Annotated in this window: 4 protein-coding genes; 1 reads left to right on the top strand and 3 read right to left on the bottom strand. The window is 47.2% G+C overall.

Annotation, left to right across the window (positions count from 1 at the left end; genetic code table 11):
* Position 1 precedes the first annotated feature (1 nt).
* Positions 2–1,255 carry a fucose isomerase gene (locus tag E5358_RS12150; RefSeq protein ID WP_135940443.1) on the top strand — a complete coding sequence of 418 codons (1,254 nt, stop codon included), beginning with the start codon at positions 2–4 and terminating at the stop codon, positions 1,253–1,255.
* Between the two features lie 232 nt (positions 1,256–1,487).
* On the opposite strand, the gene E5358_RS12155 is transcribed toward E5358_RS12150, so the two are convergent.
* The 3 genes from E5358_RS12155 to E5358_RS12165 all read right to left on the bottom strand — a co-directional run bounded on the left by E5358_RS12155 (position 1,488) and on the right by E5358_RS12165 (position 7,470).
* Positions 1,488–3,686 carry a peptidase domain-containing ABC transporter gene (locus tag E5358_RS12155; protein WP_135940444.1) on the bottom strand — a complete coding sequence of 733 codons (2,199 nt, stop codon included), beginning with the start codon at positions 3,684–3,686 and terminating at the stop codon, positions 1,488–1,490.
* Positions 3,687–3,753: 67 nt separating this feature from the next.
* Positions 3,754–5,886, bottom strand: a complete 2,133-nt coding sequence (locus E5358_RS12160) for an outer membrane beta-barrel protein (RefSeq protein ID WP_168354662.1) — start codon at positions 5,884–5,886, stop codon at positions 3,754–3,756.
* Between the two features lie 213 nt (positions 5,887–6,099).
* The gene (locus E5358_RS12165; RefSeq protein ID WP_277821286.1) at positions 6,100–7,470 is read right to left on the bottom strand and encodes a radical SAM/SPASM domain-containing protein; all 1,371 of its coding nucleotides are present in this window, start codon (positions 7,468–7,470) and stop codon (positions 6,100–6,102) included.
* Positions 7,471–7,607: the final 137 nt, after the last annotated feature.

Consider the following 7,607-nt stretch of genomic DNA (forward strand, 5'->3'; position numbering starts at 1 on the left):
CATGGAAAAACTTAATCTTCTGACCTTCGCATCTGTATTCCAAAAGCAGGAATACGTCTCCATACGCAAAGCCCACGAAGAACTGTTTGACGCTTTGGAAAACAATTTTGAAGTGAGCGTCATCTTTGAGAAAGACCTTGACAGCCACAATCCTGACAGCCTCGAAGGCAAGACTCTTGTCTTCATCGCCACAGGCGGCACAGAAGGAATGGTCATCAAAAACTACCACCGACTTCCAAAACCGCTCACTCTCCTGACTGACGGCAAGGCAAACTCCCTTGCCGCATCACTCGAACTGTCATGCAGGGCACGACAGCAGGGCGACACTTGCACAATAATCCATGGCGAGATGCCTGCGGTAATTGCCGCTATCGAAAACGGCAATTCTGTCACAGAACCTTCATCAAACGACAACGCCATCAACCTGAAAGAATCACCTGTCAACGGCTGCCGTATCGGTGTGCTCGGCGAACCGTCCGACTGGCTCGTGGCAAGCGATGTGGACTACACTCTCGCCCGTGAGCGTTGGGGCGTGGAATTTGTGGACATCAGCCTTGACATTGTAAACACTTATTTCCATGAAATGACAGATGAAGCCGTGGCAGCAGCCACCGACAAGTTCATCAACGATGCCGTCTCATGCGTAGAACCTAACCGTGCAGAGGTAGTTAAAGCAATGCGCCTTTATGCCGTACTGCAACGCATCGCCGAGGAAGAACGGCTTGACGCACTCACATTGCAGTGCTTCAGCCTCATCCCTACAACAAAAACGACCGGTTGCCTTGCACTTGCACTGCTTAATGACAACGGCATTGTCGCAGGATGTGAAGGTGATCTGACCTCCACTTTCACCATGCTTCTCGCCAATCGTGTCACGGGCAAAGGGGCTTTCATGGCAAACCCATCACGCATAAACCGTGAGACAGGCGAGATAATCTTCGCCCATTGCACAATAGGACTATGCCAAACCGAGGGCTACATCATTCGCACACACTTTGAGAGCAACTCGGGTGTGGCTATCCAAGGCATCATGCCGACAGGCAGAGTGACGGTAATGAAGTGCGGAGGCAAAGGACTTGAACGCTCGTTCATCGCCGCCGGCACAATCATTGAGAACCAAGATGATTGCCAAAAATGCCGCACACAAATCCTCGTAAAGCTCGACAATCCCGCCGATGCCGCCTATTTCTTCGACAGCACAATAGGCAACCATCACATCATCGTCATAGGAGACCATACTGACAAGTTCAAATAAACAAGCATCAGACTCACAATGTCAATGCAATTTTGCCCGGATTATTTTCTCAGTAATACTTTTCAATTCGGCAAGAGAACCCTTGATTTTGTGATATGAATCCTTAGAGAATTCTTTGAAGAATCTTTGGAAAGCCTGCATAAAAAACCAAAGAATCCAAGTAGGAAGTGTTGAGCTTCTTTCTTGGGTTCTTTTGATTTTCATCGCTGCCATAAATCCGCAGTCTCTGCCATTAATTCCCTAATTCAAGCTGGTTCTTTACAAGATTATAGTAAGTTCCTTTCGCAGCGGTGAGCGTGCTGTGCGTGCCCTCTTCCACGATGCGCCCATTGTCAAGGACAACAATCTTGTCGGCATTCCTGACCGTACTCAGGCGATGGGCAACGACAACAACCGTCCTTCCTTCGTAGAATCTGTCGAGGTTCTCGACTATCTCGCGCTCGTTCCTTGCGTCAAGGGCGTTGGTCGCCTCGTCAAGAAAGATAAAGTCCGGATTCTTGTACACAGCCCTCGCGATGAGGATGCGCTGCTTCTGCCCCTGGCTGAGTCCCACGCCGTCAGGGCCTATCTTTGTGCCGTACCTCAACGGCAGGGACATGATGTAGTCGTGTATGCAGGCTATGCGTGCTGCCTGCTCCATGCGCTCCGTGTCAGGCTCGCCGTCGTCGACGGCTATGTTGCGCGCTATGGACTCGGAGAAGATTACGCCGTCCTGCATCACCACTCCGCACCGGCTGCGCCACCATTTGAGGTTGTAGCCGATGATGTCCTTACCTGCAACGCAGAGAGTGCCACCCATGACCTTGTAGTAGCCAAGCATCAGCTTTATGAGGGTGGTCTTGCCGCTGCCGCTTGCTCCCACTATGGCGGTGACCCTGCCTTCGGGAATTGAGAGCGTGATGTCCGACAATGTGTTCTTCAGCGCATGAGGGTCATACTTGAAACTGACATTGGAGAACTCTATGCTCTTGCTGCCTGTGAAGGATGTGAGCAGCCCTTCCCTGCCGTCCTCGTCCTCCGCACGGTGAATCTCGCTGATTCGCTCAAGGGAAATCCGCACGTCCTGCAGGGAATAGATGAAGCCCATGAGCTGCTCGACAGGGGAGTTGAGCTGCCCGACGATGTACTGCACGGCAAGCATGGTGCCGAGGGTTATGCTGCCGTCGATGACCGCCGTGGCGGCAAGCACGGTGATGAGGATGTTCTTCAACTCGTTGATGAATATTGAGCCTGCCTGCTGTGTCTGCTGCAGCTTCAGGGACTTCATCTGGACATGGAAGAGGTCCTTCTGCGTGTCCTCCCACTCCCGGCGGCGGCGCTGCTCGCAGTTCTGCAGCTTTATCTCCTGCATGGATGTGATGAACCGATAGGTGCGGTTCTGGTTTACAGCCTGCTGCTCAAAGAACTCGTAGTCGAGGACTTTCCTGCGCTCGAGGAACAGGGCTATCCACACACCGTAAAGTACGCTGCCGAGGAGGAACACGGCGAATATCAGGCTGTTGTAGATGAATAGTACGATGCCGAACACAAAGAAGCTGAGCATCGTGAACATCACGTTGAGCACCTGGTCGGTGAGGAACGACTGCACGCGTGAGTGGTCGCCCATCCTCTGCAGGAGGTCGCCCATGAGTTTTGTGTCGAAGAACGGCATGGGCAGCCTCAGCAGCTTTATGAAGAAGTCGCTCACAAGCGAGATGTTTATCCGCATGGAGGCATGCAGCAGGAGACGGCGGCGGATGATGTCGGCCGCTGTCCTGCCGAGGACTATCATGAGTTCGCCGAGGAGTATGAGCCACACAAGCCCCACATCCTTGTCCCTTATGCCGCGGTCGACAATCGCCTGTGTGAGGAACGGGAGCAAAAGCTGCAGCAGGCTGCCGACGAGAAGGGTAAGGAAGATTATGAAGAATATCTTCCGGTATTCCTTGAAATAGCCGAAAAGGAAGCTGAAGGAGGGTCCCTCCCCTTCCTCATTAATGCCTTTCTTCCTCTCGTAGAATGCCTCTGTGGGTTCAAGGAACATGGCGATGCCTTTCCTCGTGCCGTCGGGCTGGGTGACCGCCCAATGCTGCTCGAACTCCTCCTTCGTATATTTGATGAATCCCTTTCCAGGGTCAGCGACATGAAACTTGCGCCCCTTTCCAGTCACCTTGTGCAGCACAACGAAATGGTTCTGGTTCCAGTGGAGGATGCACGGCAGCGCGGCATCCGCCAGAATGTCGGTGGTCATCCTGCCACTGACGGTGCTGAAGCCGAGTTCCTGCGCCGCCTCACTTATGCCGAGCATGGAGACTCCCTCTGTGGTGGCGAAGCAATAATGCGAGAGAGTGCCAAGGGAATACTTGCGTCCGTAATGGCGGCAGAGCATCGCAAGGCACGCTATGCCGCACTGCATTGAGTCGTGCTGGCGCTGGAAACAGGTGTGTTTCATTATTGGTTCTTTTATTTTAGTTTCTTTGGAAAATACGTAAAATATAAATGAATTTGTTTTTTAGTAATCACAGGCGCTGTTGTTCCTGCTTTCCTGCACCAGTGCCTTTGTATCTATCCTTGGAGGAATTGAAACGATATGTCAGAGTGAGACTTGCTTCACGCATATCTTTCCACTCTATCTGGGTGGTCTTTAGATTACACATGTGCAGGACATTACCGCTCTTCTGGGTATCCAACAGATTAGTAATGCCAAAGCTTAAAGAGAGCCTATTATCCATAAGATACTTGTATATCCTCAAATCCAAACCGAATGTCGCGCGTGACAGGTGGCAGTTCTCATTGTCGCCTTTAGAAGTGAACAGCATGTCAACAAAGGCTTTCCAGCCTTTCCCGAAATCAAAGATATTAGAAAAGCTGCACATGAATATCGGCTGATTAAATCTTTCTGTTCCATACTGTGTGTCAGTCGCAAGCCATTGCTTTGACACAGCAAGCGTCAGTGTAGGAGACCACAATCCGAATGTAGGGGAAACAGCAACAGTGCCTGTCATGCTTTTCAGGCTTGGGATATTGTCAAAAGAGATGAGCGCAATGGATTTGTCTTCTTCATAAAAGTCTGATGAATAAAGTATCGCATCCCGGCGGTCGGTATATCCAAGGGCGAACTGCATCCACTTGTATACTAACGAAAGGCTTATTTCATGAATCTTCTCAGACTCCAGATAGGGATTACCTGCCTGATATGTGAACCTGTTTCCATAAGTGACCTCATTCCTAAGCATTGAATATGATGGCTTTCTGTCCTTGATTGAGTAACCGGCGAGAATGCCAACATTCTTTAACGGCAAATATGCAGATATGTTCGGATACACATTGCGATAGCTCCTGTCGAGGACAGAATTGTCTTCCGACATATAGTCCACCCATGCCATCTCATAACGCAGACCACCGGAGACCTGACAGTTGCCGACGCTCCACCTCACATCCATGTATGGTGCAAGATGCTTCTCGCGAGCCTCCTCATTACTACTGCTTACAATCTGCTCCGCATTACGATAATCACTCTCCCTGTGCGTCCGGCTGTAGTCCACCCCCAAAACTAACGACCATTTTGCAAGCGACAATTCGGAGAACACCTTTGATGCGAACATCATATTTGTAACATTACTTTCCGTGTTGACAATCCTGTCCTGATAATTGTCGCTCTGCTCGGAATAGATAGTACTTGATGACCGCTTGTTTCTCAGGAAATCAAGGTCAGTCCCGAAAGTGAATTTTCCATAATGTCCCCTGTAGTACGCATTGACATGGTGTCTTGCAGGAGAGGTGTTGCGGGATTCATTCAGGTTTCCAAGTTCATCATAAGGTTTCCCGTCAACATCAACAAATGATTCCATGACACTTGTATCAATGGTGTTCAAGGGAAAATCAACACTGTATTTTATGCCAGCACTGTTCTTATCGTCAAAATTATAGTTCGCACCAAACGTGTTTTTGAACACGCGGGCATATATCTGTGACTTCTGGAAATTCCTCTGCTCCCACATTCTGTCAGAATGGAGGATTTGGGTTATCTCGCTGTGGACTTCTGTATCTTGGCTGACAAACGAATGGTTTCCGAAAACATCAAGGTTGCGGTGGCGGTAATTCCAGTTTGCCTGCTCAACGAAATCACTGTTCGTCCAACCGTAATAACTGCTGCGCAGGTACATGCCGAGACCATCACCCTGCTTTCTCTTTGTGGTTATGAGGACAACTGACTTGATGTCCGCACCATAAGAGACACCGGGATTGCGGACAACCTCAATATCCTTTATCATATCAGGGGACAAGTTCTCTATGTCATTGCTGTTGTAGACCCTGCGTCCGTTAAGATAGAACACCGGAGTTCCTTTCCCTGCAATCTGATAACCTTTGAACAGCCCGGGGACATGGGCAAGAACCTCATCGGCAGAGGACAGGCTGCCCAACGATGTCCCCGCCACCATGGTCTTTATGCCTGTGGATGTCTGGCGAAAGACATTGCCCTTCACCACAACCTCTTTCAGTGAGTAATGAGATTCCTTCAATTGTATGACACATGGACTCTGCGAGAAAACGAGGCAAGTGTCCTGATAGCCCAACATACTGACCTTTAGCAGCCAATCACCACTACCGTCCAAATGCCCAAACACAAAAGCACCAACGGAATCCGTCATTTCACCCTTTATGAATGCAGAATCATTCCTGGACAACAATGCAATATTGGCATATTCCAAAGGACTACCCTGTGAATTCACCACTTTTCCAAATATATCTTTAGCATGGCAGTTATCTGCAGACTGCACTGCAAAAAACATCATGACATACAATCGCAACATCTTACACCTCATATTCATCCTGTTTTTATAAAAATAGAGAGCTGAGAAACATTATTTCATGTCCTCACAATATAATTCAATAAAGCGCACCAATCCTTGTTCATCAAAATTGCAAACATTATAAGGGATTCCCTTCTCAATTTTGCCAACGCGATAAAGATTGCATCCCCCGTCACATATCGGCAAGAAAGGGCATTCCAGACATTTTGAATCAGAGAATTTGTCAGAGTCAATCATAAACTGAGAAACTATCCTGAAATTCGTTATTCCATCCTTCAGTGTTCCGATGGAGCGCTCCTCTATACCAACATCTCCCCAACACTTGTACAAAAACCCTTTAGGGTCAACGACATAAGCATTATTGTCCATACACGTGTAGAAGGTTTTATCCAGACGTGGATAAAGAGATTTCTTTTGCTTTATTCCATTTTTCGCCAGAAGTATGTCGAAATCATTCTTTTCTTTCGTACTAAGTTCCACTGCGCACCTTTTGGCATAACACGTGTTCAAGGAATTGTCTTGGACATAAGCATGGTAAATCTTCACATTCTTGCCAGCCCACCTGTCACTCAATTCCTTATGCAAAGCAGGATACTCCTCTCGGTTTGCGCGTCCTATATTTGTCCTTATGCCTATCAAACAATCCGGCATCAGTTCCGCTGCCATATCAACATTTTCAATAATACGCTCAAACGAGGATTGAGCATTCTTCAGCCTACGGGTTTTGTTGTGGGTTTCTTTATTGCCGTCAATCGTTATCTGCATGTAGTCCAATCTGTGTTGATTGAAAAACTCACAAATTTCTTTATTCAGGAGATAGCCGTTTGTCACCATTGCTGAATTAGTTATTGGAAGGCGTACATCTTTTTCAAACTTTGAATATAAAGATTTTATGGTATCAAAAGCGACCAACGGCTCACCTCCATGCCAGTTTATTGTAAATCCTTCAAAACTATCTGCATATCTGTTTATAAAATCAACCAATCTGTTTTGTATATCATCTTTCATTGATGTAACAGGAAGGTTGTGTTCATAACAATATGGACACGCAAAGTTACATGCCAAAGTTGGGCAAATGACCATTCCCAAAGTCTTTGACGAGTATGCTTGACGCTGGCGCTTAAACCGCAACATCGAAACATATTCATTATCCTCATTTTCTTCCACAAATACCTTGCCGTTCTTAAGATTATCTAAATCTTCTGCTGTAAGCCGACTTTCAGCATCTTCAACTCCGTCACGTATTTCACAAAACAAATCATAGGTATTTTTGTCTATCGTTGTAAGAGACAACATGCTTGAATTGAAAAGTGCATATCCTAACTTTTCAGAATAGAACAGCACATTATATCTTGACCATTTCATATGCTTATAAATATAAAAAAACTTGCAATGGTGATGCAGGTACCATACATCACCCATGATTTTTTAAAAGCGACTTATTTGCCGGATTCCATCTTAATAGGTTCATTACCAGAACCAGTACCTTTGTCCACAGGCTTATAAAGTTACATGAACTTCGACTTTTTATTTTGACACAAAAGTGTATTTGTGTTCTA

It is taken from the genome of Palleniella muris, assembly GCF_004792655.1.
GTDB classification, from domain to species: Bacteria; Bacteroidota; Bacteroidia; order Bacteroidales; family Bacteroidaceae; genus Prevotella; species Prevotella muris_A.